This window comes from Micromonospora sp. WMMD964, assembly GCF_029581455.1.
Lineage (GTDB): Bacteria > Actinomycetota > Actinomycetes > Mycobacteriales > Micromonosporaceae > Micromonospora.
Genome location: NZ_CP120860.1, coordinates 380,037 through 399,177, shown reverse-complemented (window position 1 = coordinate 399,177; position 19,141 = coordinate 380,037). Strand labels below are relative to the sequence as shown.

Below are 19,141 nucleotides of genomic sequence, written 5' to 3'. Positions count from 1 at the left end.
GGATCTTGGGCGACGAGCATCCGGCGCGGGTGGCCGCATCGGCGACCCGCGCCCACTGCCGTTGCAGTATTGAGGCGTGCGACGGGATCTGGGTGATGGTTGGTCGATCGATCTCTACGGTGAGTGGACGGCCGAGCGCGCCACAGACGGCGGCACAACCTGGTGTGCGCCCGGCCGCACGATCCTGGTCGTGCCCGGCGCTCCGTGGCGGTGTGCCGATGGGGTCGACATCATCGCCTCGCTCGATGCCCAGCTACCGCCGGAACCCACGGTCAAGCTGGGTGAGGGGGGCCGAGGCGGGACCGGTCATCGCGCCGCCTGGGTCTACCACCACGACGGCGATGTCGAGTCCACCCTCCACGGCTACGCCTTCACCGATGAGACATACCTGGAGACGGTCTTCACCGACAGGCACTCGGGTGACCTCGGTTGGGCCTACGACGCTTGGCGGTCGGTGACCCGATCTGCCGCATAGTCGGTCTAAGGGTCTCGAGCAGTGACCTGCTGGCATCAACGCAGGAACGTGAAGAGGATTCCCGAAGGTTCCAGGGGCCGCGGAGCGCTTTCGAACCGGTGAACGCCGACAGAGAATCGAACGCCGTCCGGAGCGTGGAATGCCTGCTCCGCGAAGCCGGCAGCCCGAAACCACTCCCGTACCGCCGGGGTCAGGTCCGGCTCGCGCCGCGTCCTGGTCCAGATCACGGTGGCGCCCTCGGAGCAGACCTGGGGTAGGGCGGCAACGGTTCGCTCTACGTCGGCGTCCGAGATGTTGCCGAAGACCCCGACCATGAGCAGCAGGTCGGCCGGAACCGCCCCCGCGTACGACGACAGCCAGCCCGCGTCTGCCTGCCTGATCACGATGGTGGAGAGCCCGGCCTGAGCGGCGGCGGCCTGAGCGGCCGCCACATTGCCCGCGTCGTTCTCAAGAAGGGTCGCGCGTACTCGTTGAGCATCACACCTGGAGGCGAGGACGCCGATGAGGTCTTGGCCCTGCCCCGCGCACACGCTCACCACAGTCAGCCGCTCGTCGGAACGCTGCTCGAGCCACGACGCAATGTGCTGCTGCACCAGGCGCAGTCGACGCGACAGCGGGGATGTTTCATCGGCATAGGGCTCATGCCACGCCTGCCAGTGTGTCTGGGCGGTCATTCGGGCAACGTTGCCAGGCCGATGCTCACACCGAGGCTGCGCCGGGCCGTCGGAGGCCGGTCGCGGCCGACCAGCGACGACCAGGGGCGACGGTGTGCCCAGGGGATGATCGGTCTGCCAGCTCGCCGGTCCCCGCCCTACCGGTAGTTGGTGAACTGCAGGGCGACACCGAAGTCCTCGCCCTTGAGCAGTGCGATGACCGCCTGGAGGTCGTCCCGCTTCTTGCCGGTGACCCGCAGCTGGTCGCCCTGGATCTGGGCCTGCACGCCCTTGGGGCCCTCGTCGCGGATCTTCTTGCTGATCGCCTTGGCCTTGTCCGTCTCGATGCCCTGGATCACCTTGCAGTCGATCTTGAAGGTCTTGCCCGACGGGCGCGGATCACCGGCGTCCAGCGACTTCAGCGAAATGTTCCGCTTGACCAACTTCTCCTTGAACACGTCCAGCGCCGCACGGACCCGCTCCTCGGTCTCCGCCTGAAGGCCGATCGCCTCCTCGCCGGACCAGGAGATCTCAGCGCCGGTGCCGCGGAAGTCGAACCGCGTCGCGAGCTCCTTCTCCGCCTGCCGAAGGGCGTTGTCGACCTCCTGGCGGTCAACCTTGCTCACGATGTCGAACGACGGGTTCGCTGCCATGTTTCTGCTCCTGCTGTCCGGCGGTCTGGGCCTGCCGTCGGCCGCCGACCAGCGGCACGACCCCCTGACCGTACCCGGTTGCGTGGGTGCCGGGTGGAGCCGCTATCCTTGCTTCCGCCGCCGCGTTACGACGCGGTGGGGTGCCCTGGCGGGTTGCCCGAGCGGCCAATGGGAGCGGACTGTAAATCCGTCGCGAAAGCTTCAGAGGTTCGAATCCTCTACCCGCCACCAGGTGCAGACACGGCCCCTGACCAGCAGAGATGCTGATCGGGGGCCGTTGTCGTTTGTCTGGCCGAGTCCGGCTGAGTCCAGCCGTTGACGACTCGTCGTGGGCAGATGGTGGGCGGGTCGATCTTGCCGTTCAGGACTCCTCTGGGGGCTGCGAAACGCCAGCGCTCCGGGAGTTGCCGGCCCGGCGCGATGGCCCCTGGAGCACCGGCTGAGACTGCCGCGGGCTTAGCTGGCTGCGTAGGTAGCCCGGGGGCAAGCCAGTCCCGGGGTTGGACTGGCGCGGCAGTCGGAAGCCCTCACCCTCGATCAGGTCGACCTGCCGGCTTCCGTGCCGCCTGGCCTTGGTCGCGCTGCGGCTGGATCAGTGGAGTTCGGGGCGGCGGTCCGGCGACAGTCGGTGGCTCTCCGCCCCGGCGCCGGAGGCGGCCGGGGCGGCTTGCCGCCGGCCGGCTCACCGCCCGCGTCGCGCGGAGCGCGGCGCCTTGATCCAGAACAGAAGAAGTCGGCAGCACAGGGGCCCATGTGCGTGTCCACGTGCGGACGGCAGGTGGCAGCGAGAGATCTCGCTTACAAGCCCTGCGCAGGTCGTCTGGCCTCGTCCATCCGCGTTCGCGGCCTCGGGTTGGGAGCCGCCGCCGGTGTCCATCCGTACGGAGTGTCAGCTGGCGGTCAGTGCTCGTCACTCGGCCTCCCTTTGCCATCGGGGAAGCGGCATGATCCTGGGTACCTGGACGGCCTGCGATCTTGACCGCAAGTGTCGGCAGTACGTACGTTCTAACGGTGTGCCACCCGAGCGTCCAACTCAAGCGCAGCGCCCGCTCGGCGTGTCGCGAGTTCGACGCCCCCCCGCCGTCAGCCCTCTCCGCTACTCTCCCTTATAGTTTCGGCACCTCGGATGAGGTTCCGAATTTATAAGGAACCTGAGGAGGTTCGGTGGCAACAATCCTTCCCCTCGGTGGGGGCGGGTACGAGGAGGAGCTTCGGCGGCTCAGCATCCCGTACGACGCTCTCCTCGAAGCAGTCGGCGCCAGCAACACCGAGCGCCGGCTGTGCACGCCGCAGTCAGCCAAGACGGCCTTCGGCTACTACGCCTACAACGGCATGGTCGCGGGTATGACGGTCCAGCTGCGCCCGCACGGTTACCGCCGGATCGACCTCAACGGCGTGTTGCCCCTCTGGATCAATGACGAACTGAAGATCAAGATCGGTGTCACTAGCGGGAACTCCATGACGGGCAGCCGTGTCGGAGGCCACCAGCCGAAGACCCGCTACCCCAAGGGTGAGCTGACCCGCCAGATGGTCACCCGCAACCAGCCCGCAGGGGTCACTCCGTTGTTCGACATTGCAATGGAGACGAGCAGCCAGGACGAGCCCTTGGCCGACTACGACCTGTGGCTCGCGCTCATGTACTTCGACAAGGCGAAGTCGGAAGTGCGTTACGAGGTGTCCTACCCGCTCCAGACCAACGCGCGTGGCTTCATCACCAACTGGCGTCCGCGCATCATCCCGCCGCCGTACCCCGTCGAGGAGATCCCTGCAGACGACCCGAACGACGGCTTCGGAGACATCGACGTGCGCGTCGAGCCACGCTAGCGCCAACAGCGCTTCATATAGAAAGAGTGCCCCATGTTTACGCCGTCGCGATTGTCCCTAGCTAGGAAAAGGCGCGGCATGTCTGCCGCAGAACTCGCACGGCGCATCGATAAGAGCACTCAAAGCGTCTCCAACTACGAGTGTGGCCGCCAGAAGCCGTCGGAGGAAACTCTTGCTCGAATCGCCGCCGAGCTGGAGTTTCCCCTGGCTTTCTTCTCCCGTCCCCCGGTAGAGCACGTCACGGAGGGACAAGTGAGCTTCCGCGCAAGAACGAAGTTGCTCGCCGGACCTCGCGACGCCGCCCTAGCCACGGCAACACTCGCCTTCGAGCTCAACAATCTAATCGATGCTCGCTTTCGTCTTCCTACAGCAAATGTGCCAACTTTGGAGCGCCATCGCCCAGAAGAGGCCGCAGAGTTCGTCCGCGCCAAGTGGGGCATTGGGGAACTTTCCCCCGCCCCCAATATGGTCCATCTGTTAGAAGCCAACGGCGTCAGGGTGTTCTCTCTTGCCCCCGAGCACAGTGATGTTGATGCCTTCTCATTCTGGCGAGAAGGCATCCCGTTCGTCGTGCTCAACACAATGAAGAGCGGTGAACGCGGCAGGTTCGACGCTGCTCACGAGCTGGGGCATTTAGTCCTTCACGGGCACAACGGATGCGCCACGTGGCCAAAGGATAGCGAACGTGAGGCGAACCACTTCGCTTCAGCCTTCCTCATGCCGCGCATTAGCGTCCGTAGTCGAATACCGAACAACCCGACCACTGATCAAGTGCTCAGGGCGAAGCAGTATTGGAGAGTCGCAGCGCTAGCTTTGGCATATCGAGCCAATGACATCGGCATGTTCAGCGAATGGAACTACCGTCGGTGTCTAATCGAACTCGGCAAGCTCGGTTACCGTGTTGGAGAACCGGGTGGAATCCAGCGGGAAACATCCCAGGTCCTCGACAAGGTATTTCGAGGTTTGCGAAAGCAGCATGTCCATCCATCGCAGATCGCCGCTGAACTGGATACCAGCGTTGACGATCTGAGCATGCTTGTGTTTGGACTCGTGATGACAGCTCTTGACGGCACTCGTGAGGCAAGTCCTCGACCGGAAGGGCCTGGTCTTAAGCTTCTCGCTGGCGGTCGGCGCTAGCCACCCCGGGTCCTTTCCCTGTTGCCGCCTAGCCGTTTGAACGACTTGCCGGAGTTAGGTCCTTCTGCTGGCGGCGATCTCATCGAAGGATCTTCTCTCAGCCTGGGGGATCGGATTGATTTGCGCCAGAGGCGTGGTGTTGGCCGGTTGCGCAGGTGCGGGCGATGCAGCAACACGCTGCGGTCTGCTCCGGTCGACCCGTGCTGACCGCTCCGACGGGCATTGGCTCGGCGCGGCAGAAGCTCAACTCTAGGTCGCGATTCGGAGGGATCAGCGGCACCGACCGCTCACCCGCTGGCTTGGCCCGCCGTCCTCGAAGGGAAGGTGTGTGGCGAAGCCCAGCTACCCTCACAAGGGACCTTGTCTGCGCCTCGGAACGTGGAGTTCAGATGTCGACCTTCGATGTCGAGGTAATCTCTGACCCTATCAATTTGCTTGCTAACCTGGCCTACGATTTTGATAGCCCCTTATGCAAGGCGTCTCCGGCTTACGACACGCAGATAGTTAAGCCCGCACTGTTGTTTGCCGATCGGGTCAACCTCGTAAGCTCTCGGTCGACCCTGCACCACTTCGTGGGAATCGAGGCGTCTTACTTCGCTAAGAATCCAGATGAGCAGATCAAAGCGTTCATCCATTTGTCTACCGGCAAGTATCCTCGGCTCCTTCAGATGCTTGGCCTTACCCTAAAGGATCTGGGGGAAGCCGCAGAAGCAGAGAACATTATTGCAGCAATGGCGGCCAGCAAGTCAGGTCGAGAGACCCTTGATCTATACCGACTCCTAGTCGTCCCTTTTTGGGATAAGCACATTAGTGAAGTTGAAGCTTTGGCTGATGCATATCTGAGCCTGTGGCAAGAGCGGCACGACTCCTTGATTGCTCCTGAGGTTCGTCAAGCGATTGACCGTGGCGTGGTGACGATCCAAGCTTGGGGAGGAAAGCACCCTGAGGTCGACCAAATCCTCACACCCGCAGACGAATTTCTTGGGGAGAGCGTTGGTGCGATGATCCAACGGCTCCAAGATCCGGCCCGTCTGGCACTGCTTGACACCCAGCTCGCCGGGTCAACTAACGGCGACAGCCAAGGTGCGGGAAGCGGTCCCCCCTTCATCGCAAATGCGGTCCTTTCCAGGCTGACTGGCCTTGAGGACCTGCCAATCACTGAAGTCCTCGGTTTGCGAGAGGATCTGAAAACGCACTTGCCGTATTTCCGCAGCGAAATAGTCCGACTCTCCGATGAGCTTGCCAACACCGATTCCAGTCGCGAAGCCTCAGCACTTCTTGACCGACACTGGCACCGCGAAATTCTTCCTGCCTTGGAGGAAATACGTAGGGAAGTCGCTGGTGCAAGATACCCGCGACGGCTCTTGGACGCAGTAACCGCAGACCCAGGCACGATTGCCTCAAGTGCCGGCGCACTGACTCTCGCAGTCGGTGGCTTAGCCGCCGGGCTGAGCGCCTTGTTGCCTGCAGCAGCAATAGCTGCATATCCGTTTCTCAAAGCAAATTCTGATCGGCTGCAACGACTAGATCAGGCAAAAGCGAATAAACTCTTCTTTCTCTACGCAGTCCAGGAAAGGGCAGGCAATGTCATGTGACCGCCAGAAATAGCGGTGCGTGACACGCCCCGCAACCCCGCAAGTCCGTCCTGCCAGACCGCCAGCGCCCTGCCCGATTGCTACTTGGCCAAGGACGGTGTGGGGCCCCATGCCCCAAGTCAGGACCGGCAGGACAGCAGGCGTTCACCCACCGGCGCCGTGTGACTAGGCGGAAAGTTGAAGCGGAACGAAGAGCACCTGTCCCGCCACCAGCGGCACAACGCCCGACGCCTGCTCACACGCCGTCTCGGGCTGCCGGCGTTGGTGGCTGGTTGACGACAATTGACGGTTCTTGCGCCCCGTGTGTGCCCCATACCGTCGGACGCAGCCATCGTCAGAACCCCTGACAGACTGCCGCCATGCCGCCTCAACCGGACATCAGGCGCTTCTCACAAGCTAATCGCTGCCTCGTGGCTGCCTGACCTCGACCGCCTGGGCCGCGCTCGCCTGCGGGAAGCCGTCTCCGTGCTAGGAGTGTCACCCCCACCTGTCAACATTGATGCACCTGACGATCAGAGGGGACAAGATGCCTTCGGCAGAACGGCAACGCTTACGGGAGCGGCGAGCGCTCGGGCAACCCGCGCAAGCCTGTCACGCCGATCGAGGTCGCCGCGTCACCGATGCAACCGAAGCGGGGATGCGAACGGCGCAGCGAGGGCTGCCGAACGGCCTCGCCCGTCTACGGTAGGTATGCGCCAACTGCGCCTACGAGCTTGACCGATACTTATCGGTTTATATGGGTCTGACCGGAGGCGCAGCAATTGAGGTGTATGAGAGCGCCAAGCGACGTGGGAACTTCCTCCGCCCGGCCCTCGTGGCCCGTGTCGACGTCCGCAAGTCCTAGTCACACAAGTGACAAGTCATATCGCAGACAGCGTACGGTTGGATACCCTGCACATTCGTCCAACGTTCCCTGACACGAGGATCCCGATGAGTAGGCATGCCTTCGCCGCCTATGGTCTGCACGTATCGCCGCGATACCGCCCAAATGAACGACTGCCACTCGACGACATCGGCGGCACAAAGGCTAGCCTCTTGTCACTCGTTCACGGCCTTTTACAGAACCTCAAAGATGAGCCGCTTCGGGAAGAGAAGTCCGAGGACTACCTTTACATTGATGAAGTCGACCCCCTGGGTGCCCGGATACATTTCAACGCCGAATACGGGAAGTTTGGCCTCGAAGGAGGAATCCGGGACACTCGCAGCCATCAGACTACTCACACATACGGGACCGACGAATCCGCCACTGTTCCTATTCGAAATATGATCCTTTGTTTGCCCCGGTCGAAGACCGCAGTGTTCTTGACTGAGCGCTACGGCAACCGTGGAGTAGGCAGCATTTTCCTTAGGCAACTACAGGTCGCATTCAGGGCGAAGTTCTCCGACCTCATCCTCCATTCCGAAAGCTTCATCGACAATGAGCAATGGCGCATCTTCCGCGAAAGAGCTAAGCTTACTAGCGTGAAGGTCGTCCGTCATAAGATCTCACACGACGTCGCAGATGGCATTGATCCTCAAGTTATTGGCAAGATCGTCTATGAGGCCAAGCCTCGATGGGGTGTCGAGGGTCTCGGAAATAAGATAAAGAATGGGCTGCTTGGCGGCGATCTTAAGGCGCACGGGCTTCTTGGCCTGTCCGAGGTGCAAGATAGCGACGAGACGCGACTTACGCTCAGTGACGGCGACCAGGAACGTCAGGTAGTCCTTGGGAGGGAAGACTTGCCGGCGCTCGTGTATTCGGTTGATCACGATGGCAAGGAACGCGCAAAGGATTCTGTAGTCTATAGCGAGATGCATAGTATTATCCCGGTCCTTACGAAGCAACTTGGACTTGAGCTCCCCGGGGACTGGGACTCCACTGAGTGGCAGAAGGCCCAGCTTATAGTGAAGATGGGAGCCGTCCGTGAGCGCTAAGTGGTCGGTGACACCAATCATCAAAAAACAGCTGAACACGCTCGTCGACCAGAATGATCCGAAGCAGCGGCCAAGATTGGGCGACTATCTCGGGCTTTTTGGAGTTCCGCTGGCTCTTGCCGCTGCCGCATTCTTTATGGAATTTCGCCTCCGCGGCGTAGAGGGTCTACTAGCGGGTGTTGCGATCTTCACGGCGCTCCTATTTGGACTGCTGGTTCATGTCTTTACGCTCGGACTTCGGATTACCGATGATCCCCGAATATCTAAAAGCGGAAAGACAGCGCAACTAGTGGATCAGCTTCAAGGTAACGTCGCTTATGCCGTCCTGGTGGGGCTTTTTACCACCACGGTACTTATCGTGGGAGTAAGCACGACTTTGAAGGATCATGCTCTGGGTGTGCCAATCAGCACGGTCACCGTGTTCAGTATCTGTCATCTCCTTTTGATTATGCTGATGGCCCTTAAACGCACTCAAGCTGCATACGAACAATTTCGTCTTTAAACTGGCAGCGCCTTCGCCTTGTCAATCTCGTCTTGACACTGAACGGGCAGCTACGCTCCTGGCAGGCCAGCGACGAGGCCGGGGTGGGTGGATGCGGCGCGAGCATCACGGGCAGGCTCCCGCCTGCCGGCAATGTCGGCTCGAGGGGTCGCGGAGGCTCCGGGGTCAAGGGCAGCCCGTAGGGTCGCCGCGCTGCGATGGGAGGCACCCTTGAGGTCGGAGGGGCGGCCTGCATCCAGCGCGTCGCCTCCCCATCACGGCCGGCGGTAACTCGCCCTACGGCGCGGCGATGCGACGGCCGCCGCAGCCGGCCGACTGCCGGCCCTCAAACTTCAATCGCCCTCGCCGCTACCGTCTGTGGGGGCCCCAGGCATCGCGCTCTCCGCGCCAGCCGCCGGGCATCAAGCGTAACGGCCGCAGAGCGACCGTGTCCGGTTGCGCGCCCAGGCGGGCGCGGTGGACGGGCACCCCATGCTCGGTGTTGGCGCGTGCGGCCCGTTGCGGGCCGCCTTGAGGACGTATCGAAGGTGCGGACCGGTCTATTGCTCTGTCTGAAGGAGTCGGTAGGTCCTGACGACTGTTCCGACGACTCCGTTTGTCCGAGTGAGGCTCTGTTGCTCCACCAGGGCCACGCCCACCTCGACAGCGAAAAGGGCTGCAAGCTCTGCGTCAGCGGCGACCTGGCGCTGTTGCGTTTCCGTCTCGGAACCCCTGTCTAGCCCGGGCTCACAGCGCGGGGTTGCATAGGTTCCGCGACCGTGTTCGGTAGCCACCAAGCCTGCCTCGCGTAACGCGGCTATTGCCTGACGAACCGTGCCGCGCGCTGCCTCGAATTCGGCGGCGAGCGCGCTCTCAGCCGGCAAAAGGGCTCCGGGCGCAAGGACGCCGCTCTCGATGCGCTCTCTTAACTCTTCGGCGATGGCGCGGTAGCGCGGCTGTCCGTAGTGCGGGGTGGGCACCCGCTCACCGTACCTGGCACTTGTCTTACCAAGTGCCAACCAAGCGACTGGGTTCGACACCTAGACAACTCGTCCAGTTGTAGATACGTTTCCTGGTGTGCGGCTGGGGTGACGGTTCGTGTCAGGGGTGGCTTTCCGCCCTTCCTGGTCGCACCTGGTGCGCGGCGTCCTGTCGGACCGGTTGCGGTAGCCGCGCGTACAAGTTGGCTCGGCGATACCCGACCCGTCCGGCGTCTGACGGCGTGCCGTGCCTTCATCCGGGCCGGTGGCCGGCCGCATTTCCCCCGTGGCTGGCCACCGGTTCCTGTCTACCTGTGGAGGTGCGATGTCCGGCTCTCATCGTCGATACCATTGGCTCTCGTCCTGGTGGTCTCGGAGACGCCCATCAGCCCGGAGTGCCAGCAGCAACGTTCCGTCGAGTCCACGCGCGGGATCTACTACCTCCTCGCCGCGGTGGTCGACGCGTGCCACCCGCGAACTGCCAGCGCTCCGGTACGCGCCCTTGATGACGCGAGCCCAGCTCTTCCGAGGCAACGGCGGGCGGTGGCCGCAATGAGTCGTACGAGCAATCCGGCCGCCGTCACAAGCCACCCGGACTGGTGCGCCCCGGATCGCTGCGGCTACCTGGTGCCGCCGGTTATGACTCATATGGCCCGTCGTCATCGTGGCCTAATGCAGCGGGTCGGCGAGAGCCGGGCGGGCGGACTCGTCGTCACGTACCTCATCAGTAGTGAGGCTCTGGGCGGTCCCATGGTCGGCGTGCACGTGACGTGCAGGGCTGGGAACGCCTGGGCAGAGTTGTCCTTGCCGCAAGCGGCCCAACTGGTCGAGCAACTTCGCGGATCGCTGGCCCAGGTCGCCGGGCAGGAGGTGACCGGCGATGAGTGAGGGAGCTGCCATTCCAGAGGGCCGGTCTTCGTTGTCGATCGCGCCGGTCGTGTGCCCCGTGTGGTGTCGGGGCTGTGGACCGAACGACCCGATGCACCGCGGGCTTCTCTCCACAATCGGACGGGAGCGGACCGGCTGGGTCACCGTCCAACTGGTCGTCGACCGGTTCGCCCGTCGGGACCTGGCCGTGAAGCTCGACGCGACCCGGTACGGCGCGACGCAGACCGTGCTTCTGTCGCCCGCGCAGGTGGACCGGCTCATCGACGAGCTGGTGTACGCCCAGCTGGAGATGCTGACACCGGCAGAAGGCGGCGAGCGGGCCGGAGAGACGCGGTGAACGCCAACACCCGTCGGGGCCCAGCCGTTCCTCGTACTCCTGGCCTCCGCCCTGCGCGGCCACCGCGAGCAGCGGTAGCCGTACCGCCGGTTCCTGAGCGGCCCGCAGGCGGGACCACCTGGCAGACGTTGGAACGTCTAGGGGGTACGGTGACCGGTGTGCAAGGCCGGGACTGGCGCCCTCGCTACCTGCAACTCGCCGAAGAGTTGCGGGCGAAGATCGTGAGCGGCGAACTTGCCCCCGGCACCCTGATGCCCAGCGAAACCGAGCTGGCCGACACCTCGGGCCTGTCACGCACAAGCGTCCGCAACGCCATCCGGCAGCTCCGCGAATGGGGCCTGGTCCGCGCGGAGCAGGGGCGCGGCACCTACGTGCGGGCACCCCGCCAACGGGTACGCCGTCGCAACACCGAGCGGTACCAGTGGGAGAAGGATCGCGTCCTACTCGATGAGGACGAGCGGCTGAAGACTGGTGCCACCGAGCACGACACCGGTCTGACCGTCGACGACCTGAAGTTCCACGCCGAGTATTCCCGAGTGGAGGCTGATGCGGAGATGGCGGCGGCCTTGCAGGTCGAGCCGGGCACTTCGCTGCTGCGCCGGGTCTACTGGACGTCGTCGCGGCACGAGAACGCGCCGCTGACCGTGTCGTACTCCTACCTGCCGTATGACCTGGTGGCCGCGAACCCGGACCTGCTCGACGCGGGCAAGGAACCGTGGCCGGGTGGCACCCAGCACCAGCTCTACACGCTCGGCATCGAGCTGGACCGGATCGATGACGAGATCCGCGCCCGCCCGCCGTCGCCCGATGAGGCCGAGTTGTTGGACATCGACCCGGGCGTCTCCGTGCTCACCGTGCGAAAGACCTCGACCGACACCACCGGCCGGGTCGTTGAGGTCGCCGACGTGGTGATGCCGGGGGATCGCACGGAGCTTGTCTACTCCCACAAACTCCAGCGGTGGAAAACTTGACGCAGCTCGTCTCGGTCATCACCCCGGTTCACGCGCCCAGCATCGAGCACCTGCCTGGCGCCTATGAGTCGTTGGCCAAGCAGGAGGTGCCGGACGGCTGGGACTGGGAATGGCTCGTCCAAGAGGACGGGCAGACCGGCGTCCTGATCGACGCGCTGCCCGGTGACCCTCGGATCAGTCTCGGTACCGGCCGTCCCGGTGGGCCTGGTGTTGCCCGGACCCTCGCGCTCTCCCGAGTCTCCGGGCAACTCATCAAGGTCCTAGACGCCGACGACCAATTGACCCCCGGCGCGCTCGCCCGAGACATCGCCGCGTTCGACGCGCACCCGCAGATCGGCTGGACCACCTCACGAGTACTCGACCTGCTGCCCGACGGATCGACCGCCGGTTGGGACAAGGACCCGGCCGGCGGGGTGATCGACCGCGGTGCGGTGCTGTCGTTCTGGCGAGCCAACGACTACCGCGCATCGGTGCACCCGGCGACGCTGTGCCTGCGGCGGGATCTCGTCTTCGCCCTGGGCGGCTGGATGGCGCTGCCCGCCTCCGAGGACACCGGCCTCCTGCTCGCCGCCAACGCCGTCAGTGCAGGTTACTTCACCCGGGAGTACGGCTTGCTCTACCGCAAGTGGCCCGGCCAGGTCACCAGCCAGGCCGCGCACCGAGAGCCGGCCGAGTATCAGGCACGAATGAGGATCATCGAGGCCAGAGCCACCGCCCTGACCTCGATGATCCCGATCGGCTTCGGCGACAGCGCTACGGCGTAGCCTCGTGCCCCGGCATCCCGTGGGTACGCCGCCGCTCCTTCATCTCCGCCTCGAAGATGTGCCGCCGACCGCCGGCCAGCCTCTCCCGCGCCTCGCGCTCGATCTCCTGGAACGCGGCGTAGTAGCCGTCGTCGAACTCCTCCACGATCTGGAACGTCCACCGGCCTGGTAGGACGTTGCGGCCCAACAGCTCGCGTTCGACTCGGTCGGCTATCTCGCCGTGTCCGGCCTCGCGAAGCAGCTTCACGACCCGGTCCAGGGTGAGGTCCGCCCCACCGACGAGCTGGTGCGCCGAGTACAGGTGACCTCGCACCCGATGGATCGTCTCCAGCGCCTTGCTCAACTCTCCCAATGCTTCGACTGTCTGGTCATCCAGGCCAAGCGGCCTGGAATGCGTTTCGTCTAACACTGCCGGCGACCTTGACTCGTGCTGCGACATGAGTGACTCATACCCCGGGTCTGTCCGACGTCACATCTGCACTCCTCCTGACGTCCGGATGCCGCCGCCTGCGGATCTCATGCCTAGATTCGTTCGGGTGGCCACGATGCAGGGTGGCGCCTGAGATGTACTCTTCGCCTGGCTTGAACTGATTGGTTGATGTCTCGCGTGACGCGGCCCCGCTTGGTGGCAGTGAGGGGCGGCCTGCCGTGCGGAGCAACTTTGTTTATCGCCACCAAGCGGTCTGCCTCCGAGCGCCATGCGGCCGAATTCACCACCGAAACCCCAGCGGCGTCCAACTCGACCGCTCGACCACCAAGCCGTTCAGGCCCAGCAGCCGGGTCGCATGCTCGCAGCTCTTCACCTGTGACCATCCACTCCTCACTCAGATGATCACCGACGAGCTGCGAGCTTTGACGTTTAGGTCGACTCCAGCCGCGAACCCTGCTCAAGTTCGAAGAGCTGCCATGCGTTAGCCGTGGACTGTACGAACGCTGCCACTCACACCAGCGGCTATCCGCCGTCGCAGCTCCTCCCGTCCGACGTCGAGGCACTGGCCTAGATGCCGCATTATCGGCGGTTCTGTCGTTACCCCGTGCCTGTCTCGGTGGCGTCGAATTTGCGACGCAGGACGCGCAGTTCGCCTTGAGTGGCGTCGCTAGAAGCGGCGACTGCGAAGACTTGGCCGTAGATCCGCAACCAGTCGTCAACAATCCGCTCCTGCAGGTCACCCGTCGTCTCGATAACCATCAACCGCTCCAGGACCGGCAGCGAGTGCCGCAGATAGGCCATCCACGTGACCAGGTTGCCGGTCTCCAGTTCGTGCGCCGCCTCGAACTGGTCCATCGCGTCGTCGTAGTACGCAGCCAGCACGGTCTCGTCGCTGCGCGCCGCCTTCGCCAGCAGCACGACGCCAAGCGTGGTGAGACTGTACGAGTCCCTGACCAAGGTGACCGCGCGGCGGGCGTAAGACTCGGCCCGAGACAACAACTCCGGCCGCAGCTCGCCGTCGTGCCGACTCATGATCGCCCGCTGCTCCCAGAAACGGGCGCTCCACGAACCGAAGCTGCCGGACAGCTTGTCGTACCAAGGTTCCAGGTCGGCGCTGGAGAAGACGCTGCGCAGGTTGTTGTACTTCATGAACGAGCCGACGAGCAGGCCGCGGGCGTTGCGTTCGAGCTGGCTCTGCCGGCCGAGGCCCTTGGCAATCCGCGTTATGCCCTGGGCGAGCATCTCCAACGACTGGTCCTCGCCGAGGCGCTGCACGCAATACGGCAGGGCGAGCCACCGTTGGCGGGTGCGCAGCCAGTCGCCGTCGGTGGACAGCACCGACGCCAGCCGGTTGCCGCCGGAAACTTGCCGGATAATCACCTCGCTCTGCGTGTTCAGCAGCCGGGCCGCGTCAATGACGTGCAGACGGGCGCCGACCCGGGCGGCGTACGAGGCGAACAGCAGGTAGCGCATCTCGTCGTCGGAGAGGTCACGGATTTCGTCCTCCACCCGCCGGCCGAACCCGGGGGCGTTCTCCAGCTGCGCCATCGCGTCGAAGATCTCGTTGTTACGGAAGTGTCGGAGGCGTGCCCAGTCCTTCTGGTCCTCCAGGATGCCGAGCCGGGTCAGCCGGTTCAGCGTGTCGACCAGTCGGGACGCGTCGGTGCTGGTCAGCCGCTGGTTGATCGTGCGAACGGTGCGGTTCACCAGGAAGTTGGTCTCGATCCGGCCGAGCAGCCCGGCGCTGCGCCCAGCGTGGTCCACCCCGATGCAGGCGATCTTCAGGTCCGCGTACCTTGCCCGTTCAATCAGGTCGTTGACGTCGTCGGCGAAGTCGGTGATGCCGTCGAACAGCAACGCCACCGGCCGCTGGTCGGCGGCGTACGTCAGCAGGGCCTCGACGTCCAGACGCTGGTCTGCTGTGAATAGGAAGGTACGCCAGGAGAGCTCCCGCAGCTTCCGGCCGATCGCCAGCAGGCCGGTGCTGCGTCCGCTCAGTCGCTCCCCCGTGTAGACCACCGCGCTACTGCTCGGCACCCCCGCTGAACCAAGCCGCTTGACCGTGTCCGACGCCTCCCTGATCCAGTCCAACTCGGCGAAGCGGCGCATGACGATGTCCGCCCAAAGCGGCTCATCCCCGCCGATGAAATCATGCGCCCGCGGAACCTTCCCGACCCGGTCCGTCCGCAGCTCGACAAACTGTCGGCCGACCCGCAGACCGATCTCCTCCCGCGCCGCCGGCGGCGTAGTCAGATCCATGCCTGTCAGCTCGGCCCACGCGGCGATGAACTCCTCGCCGGTCATCTTCAGAGGGATGACGTTCCAGCTGCGGAAGTCTTCAGCGGCCGCTTCCGAAATGCTGCGATTCACATAGAACGTGGGCGCCGGATGCACCGGCTTGCGGCGCGCCACCACCGCCTCGATGTCCGGCTCGTCACGAATCCGGGCGCCCACGATGACGAACGGTGCGATGCCGTAGTTGTCGCGGAAGTTCGCCGGCCACGCGGCGCCAGCGACCGCAGCGTCCGCGTACTCACTCAGGGAGAAGACCAGCCGCTGAGCTTCCTCCTCGTCCACCTTGCCGTGCAGGTGCACCACCGACAGGTCCCGGGTCATGCTGAACTGGTCGTCCCAGTTGACCCGCCGGATGGCCCGCGAGCCCTCGCCCATTACCCGGCCGTACGCCCGTTCGAACGAGTCGTCGACGTTCAGCGTCCACACGCACTGCCAGGGGAAACGGGCGAACGGATCCATCCAGTCCGGCGGGGTGACCTCATGGAACAGCTCCCGCAGCCAATCGTAGACCGGCTTCGCGCCAGCCTTCTGGACCACTCGGTCATAGACCCGCCACAGCAGGTCGTCCGCGTCGTACTTCACGCCGAACTCGGCGGCCAACTGCTTCAGCAGATCCTGGCTGCCGGGCAACTTGCTGCCGTTGCGCGCCACCGAATCACGGCTGGCACCGGCACCGAGCAGGAGGTGGTAATCGCCGTTGGCTGCAGCACGCAGCAGCGCCTCCGTTTGGTCCCCGGACAACCCGAGATCCGCCACCCTGGTCACCCCGTCTTAGTCCGTCCGCCACGCTTCGTATCGCCGCATCGTACCGAGCACTCGCCCGGCTCCCCGGGTCGCCATCGACGAGCGACAGTCTTACCGGCATGCGTCGTAGGCGTCGCCCTTCGGGCCGATGGTGTGTACGGCGGCGGGCGGGAGATACGCAAGGCGGGTGAGCAATCGCATGGCCGCGCCGTGGGGTTGCCGGTGGACCGTCCCCCAACCCCCTTACGGACGGGCAGGGGCGGATCCTGCCTGGCGTCAGAGCGATCGTGGGCGGGATGCAGCACTGGGCCACTGGCTCATTGGTATTGCGGGCGCCGCCGCCCTGGCTATGCCGTCGACGGTCGTCAGGATGACCGCTGCGGTCGCCGCCCTCTGTCGGGCCGAGTCAGCTGATGGCGGCGTGAAGTTGATCAAAGCGCTCACAGGGCTAGCCAAGGTCAAGTGACGCCCCGACCCGATGCCGAAAGCTTGTTGACTTGTCTGCCAAGTGCCGTCTACGTTGGAATCTCAACTTGGCAGACAAGTTAACAAGTTGGAGGTTGAGCGATGGCTCTGCGAGGCGGCACGAGGTTCGCGGTGCGGTGTGAGGACGTGTTCCCGGCGGGGTGCGCGTTGGTGCCCGAGTCTCTGGGCGAGGTCGAGGACTACGACGAGAAGACCGGCCGGCGTAGCCCGGCGAAGGACAAGCTGACCGGCCAGCGGGTGTGGCAGGTCCGGGTGATGGACCTGGATCCGGAGCTGGGGAAGCGGTCGCGGGAGACGACGGTGAAGATCTCGGCGGACTACCAGCCGGTGCCGCCGACGGGTGGCCTGTTCGAGGCGGTGGAGTTCGACGGCATGACTGTCACGCCGTACGTGGGCAACAACGGTCGGATGGCGTATTCGCTGCGGGCGACCGGGATGCGTGCCCCGGCGGGCGTGGCCGCGAAGGCGGCGCAGTAGCCGCATCTGGTGGGGGCGGGGCTGTCAGGTCTTGGCGGACGGCAGCCCCGCCCTCTGTCTCTTTCCCCTGCTCTGTCGAGAGAGGTAGTGACATGTCCAAGCGTATGCCTGCCGTCCTGCGGCGGCCCACAGTGGCGGGTGCGCGGTGATGCGCCGGCCGCGTGGCGAGGTTGTGATGACCACCGCCGGGGACCTGATGGTGATCCGGCCGCGCCGGCTAGAGCTGCCGGTCTGGTTGATCGCGCTCGGCCTGGCGCTGCGGTGGTTGTGGCGGGGCCTGTGGTGGTGTCTTCGCCACCCGGTCGCCGTCGCCCTGGTCGTGGCCGGGGTGAGCCTCTACCGGGAGTTCGGCCGGTCCGGCGTGATCGTGCCCGTGGTCCTGGCCGCTGCCGTGTCGGCGCTGTGGCGGTGGCGGCACGAGTCGTCCTGGTGGACCTGGTGCGCCGGCCCGATCCTCGGCCGCTTCCGTCAGCTCTTCGTCTACCGGCGGGCCTGGCGCGAGGCCATGACCCTTTGCGGGCTGGCCAAGGTGTACGACCATCGCACCGTCCTGCCGGAGCTGCTGCGGGTCCGCTCGGATCAGGCGCTCGACGTGCTGACCATCCGCATGGTCCGCGGCCAGACACCGGAGGAATTCCAGAAGGCAACGGCGAACCTGGCGTACGCCTTCGGCCGGCGGCACGCCCGCGTCTACTCCGAGCGCCCCGATGATCCGCCGATCCGGTCAGGCTACTGGGCGCTGGTCCTGGGCGCGGTCGACCGGCTGCGATTCCGGGACCGGCCGTCGGTGGTCTACCTGGTGGTGGTCCGCACGGATGCGCTGCGCACCGTGGTCGACCCGTTCGACGTCCCGTCGGTCCCGGACTTCACCGCCCTGCCGCTGGCGCGACGGGAAGACCTGCGGCACTGGTGCCTGCACCTGCTCGCCACACACGTCCTCATCGGCGGCGCCACCCGCTCCGGGAAGGGCTCGGTGCTGTGGTCGCTGGTCCGGGTCCTGGCCGGTGGGATCTCCTCCGGGCTGGTCCGGCTGTGGGTGATCGATCCCAAGGGCGGGATGGAGTTCGCGATGGGTCGGCCGTTGTTCGCCCGGTTCGCCTGCAAGTCGTTCGAGGCCATGGCCGACCTGCTCGACGAGGCCGTGACAGTGATGCGGGAGCGGCAGACCCGGCTTGCCGGCGCGGTGCGGGTCCACACTCCGACCCTGGCTGACCCCCTGGTCGTGGTCGTCATCGATGAGATGGCGGCGCTGACGGCGTACCTCCAGGATGTCGACCTGCGCAAGCGCATCGGCGGCTCGCTCGGGTTGCTGCTGTCGCAGGGTGCCGGCGTCGGTGTCCTGGTGGTGGCGGCGTTGCAGGACCCCCGTAAGGAGGTGCTGCCGTTCCGGGACCTGTTCCCGACCCGGATCGCGCTCGGCCTGACCGAGGCCGCTCAGGTCGACCTGGTGTTGGGCGACGGTGCCCGCAACCGGGGTGCCCTCGCCGACCAGATGCCCCGCTGGGCCAAGGGCGTCGGCTACGTGATCCTCGACGGCACCCCTGAGCCCGCCCGGGTGCGCTTCTCCTACATCTCCGACGACCACATCCGGGAGCTGGCTGCCGAGTACCCGGCACCGGCCGACGCGGCGGACATCCTCGCCCAGGTCGGCCGGGAGACCGCAACCGAACCGACCCGGCCGCGTCTGCCCCGGCAGCGTCGCGGACCACTGCTGCCCGACTCGCTGCTGAACATCCTCGACCGGGACACCACCGACGGGGGTGAGCCGCGGTGACCGCATCGACCGATGGCCGAACCTTCTACCGGCTCCGCGCACCCGGCACCGACGGCGCCACCAGCACGGCCGTGTCTGTCCGCGTCGACCCCGGCCGGCCCGATGCGTACCCGGTCTATCTCGCCGTCGGCGGCGGCCGGCGCCGCATGTACCTGACTCCCGACGAGGCGTGGGCGCTGTGGCGCTGCCTCTCCGAAGCGGTGGCCTCCCTCGGCGAGCCACCCGACCACATCCGTACCCGCGTCGCCCCGGCCCGGAGGTAA

The 19,141-nt window shown here is 65.2% G+C and carries 17 protein-coding genes and 1 tRNA gene; 13 read left to right on the top strand and 5 right to left on the bottom strand.

Annotated elements, in window-relative coordinates; translation table 11 throughout:
- Positions 1-190 precede the first annotated feature (190 nt).
- The gene (locus O7616_RS01880; protein ID WP_282264449.1) at positions 191-475 is read left to right on the top strand and encodes a hypothetical protein; all 285 of its coding nucleotides are present in this window, start codon (positions 191-193) and stop codon (positions 473-475) included.
- Between the two features lie 35 nt (positions 476-510).
- Here O7616_RS01880 and O7616_RS01875 read toward each other — a convergent pair whose 3' ends face one another.
- Positions 511-1,149: a class I SAM-dependent methyltransferase family protein gene (locus tag O7616_RS01875; RefSeq protein WP_282305352.1), complete on the bottom strand. Its 639-nt coding sequence runs from the start codon at positions 1,147-1,149 to the stop codon at positions 511-513.
- A gap of 137 nt (positions 1,150-1,286) precedes the next feature.
- Complete coding sequence (locus tag O7616_RS01870) at positions 1,287-1,781, bottom strand: YajQ family cyclic di-GMP-binding protein (RefSeq protein WP_250791733.1); 495 nt, start codon at positions 1,779-1,781, stop codon at positions 1,287-1,289.
- A gap of 147 nt (positions 1,782-1,928) precedes the next feature.
- Between O7616_RS01870 and O7616_RS01865 the strand changes: the two genes are divergently transcribed.
- The 6 genes from O7616_RS01865 (at position 1,929) to O7616_RS01840 (ending at position 8,753) form a co-directional block, all read left to right on the top strand.
- Positions 1,929-2,012 (top strand) — tRNA-Tyr (locus O7616_RS01865).
- Positions 2,013-2,945: 933 nt separating this feature from the next.
- Positions 2,946-3,605 carry a hypothetical protein gene (locus O7616_RS01860; RefSeq protein WP_282305351.1) on the top strand — a complete coding sequence of 220 codons (660 nt, stop codon included), beginning with the start codon at positions 2,946-2,948 and terminating at the stop codon, positions 3,603-3,605.
- Between the two features lie 33 nt (positions 3,606-3,638).
- Positions 3,639-4,742, top strand: a complete 1,104-nt coding sequence (locus tag O7616_RS01855; protein WP_282305350.1) for an ImmA/IrrE family metallo-endopeptidase — start codon at positions 3,639-3,641, stop codon at positions 4,740-4,742.
- Between the two features lie 389 nt (positions 4,743-5,131).
- A complete protein-coding gene (locus O7616_RS01850) occupies positions 5,132-6,337 on the top strand; it encodes a hypothetical protein (RefSeq protein ID WP_282305349.1) in 1,206 nt (401 codons plus the stop codon).
- A 930-nt stretch (positions 6,338-7,267) separates the two neighbouring features.
- Positions 7,268-8,251, top strand: coding sequence for a hypothetical protein (locus tag O7616_RS01845; protein ID WP_282305348.1), 984 nt, complete (start codon positions 7,268-7,270; stop codon positions 8,249-8,251).
- A complete protein-coding gene (locus tag O7616_RS01840) occupies positions 8,241-8,753 on the top strand; it encodes a hypothetical protein (protein WP_282305347.1) in 513 nt (170 codons plus the stop codon). The genes O7616_RS01845 and O7616_RS01840 overlap by 11 nt, the downstream gene beginning before the upstream one ends.
- 539 nt (positions 8,754-9,292) lie before the next feature.
- On the opposite strand, the gene O7616_RS01835 is transcribed toward O7616_RS01840, so the two are convergent.
- Entirely contained in the window at positions 9,293-9,712 is a 420-nt protein-coding gene (locus tag O7616_RS01835) for a GntR family transcriptional regulator (RefSeq protein WP_282305346.1), read from the bottom strand.
- Between the two features lie 979 nt (positions 9,713-10,691).
- Here O7616_RS01835 and O7616_RS01830 point away from each other — a divergent pair.
- The 3 genes from O7616_RS01830 (at position 10,692) to O7616_RS01820 (ending at position 12,672) form a co-directional block, all read left to right on the top strand.
- A complete protein-coding gene (locus tag O7616_RS01830) occupies positions 10,692-10,937 on the top strand; it encodes a precorrin-4 C11-methyltransferase (protein WP_203149201.1) in 246 nt (81 codons plus the stop codon).
- A gap of 149 nt (positions 10,938-11,086) precedes the next feature.
- Positions 11,087-11,908: a GntR family transcriptional regulator gene (locus tag O7616_RS01825; protein WP_282305345.1), complete on the top strand. Its 822-nt coding sequence runs from the start codon at positions 11,087-11,089 to the stop codon at positions 11,906-11,908.
- Positions 11,896-12,672, top strand: coding sequence for a glycosyltransferase (locus O7616_RS01820; protein ID WP_282305344.1), 777 nt, complete (start codon positions 11,896-11,898; stop codon positions 12,670-12,672). The genes O7616_RS01825 and O7616_RS01820 overlap by 13 nt, the downstream gene beginning before the upstream one ends.
- Here O7616_RS01820 and O7616_RS01815 read toward each other — a convergent pair.
- Entirely contained in the window at positions 12,662-13,111 is a 450-nt protein-coding gene (locus O7616_RS01815) for a hypothetical protein (RefSeq protein ID WP_282305343.1), read from the bottom strand. The genes O7616_RS01820 and O7616_RS01815 overlap by 11 nt on opposite strands.
- A 588-nt stretch (positions 13,112-13,699) precedes the next feature.
- Positions 13,700-16,153 (bottom strand): hypothetical protein, encoded by a 2,454-nt coding sequence (locus O7616_RS01810; RefSeq protein ID WP_282305342.1) that lies wholly within the window; start codon positions 16,151-16,153, stop codon positions 13,700-13,702.
- A gap of 555 nt (positions 16,154-16,708) precedes the next feature.
- Between O7616_RS01810 and O7616_RS01805 the strand changes: the two genes are divergently transcribed.
- The 3 genes from O7616_RS01805 to O7616_RS01795 all read left to right on the top strand — a co-directional run bounded on the left by O7616_RS01805 (position 16,709) and on the right by O7616_RS01795 (position 19,141).
- Complete coding sequence (locus O7616_RS01805) at positions 16,709-17,104, top strand: hypothetical protein (RefSeq protein ID WP_030489556.1); 396 nt, start codon at positions 16,709-16,711, stop codon at positions 17,102-17,104.
- A 175-nt stretch (positions 17,105-17,279) separates the two neighbouring features.
- Positions 17,280-18,878: an FtsK/SpoIIIE domain-containing protein gene (locus O7616_RS01800; protein ID WP_282305341.1), complete on the top strand. Its 1,599-nt coding sequence runs from the start codon at positions 17,280-17,282 to the stop codon at positions 18,876-18,878.
- A complete protein-coding gene (locus O7616_RS01795; RefSeq protein ID WP_282305340.1) occupies positions 18,875-19,141 on the top strand; it encodes a hypothetical protein in 267 nt (88 codons plus the stop codon). The genes O7616_RS01800 and O7616_RS01795 overlap by 4 nt, the downstream gene beginning before the upstream one ends.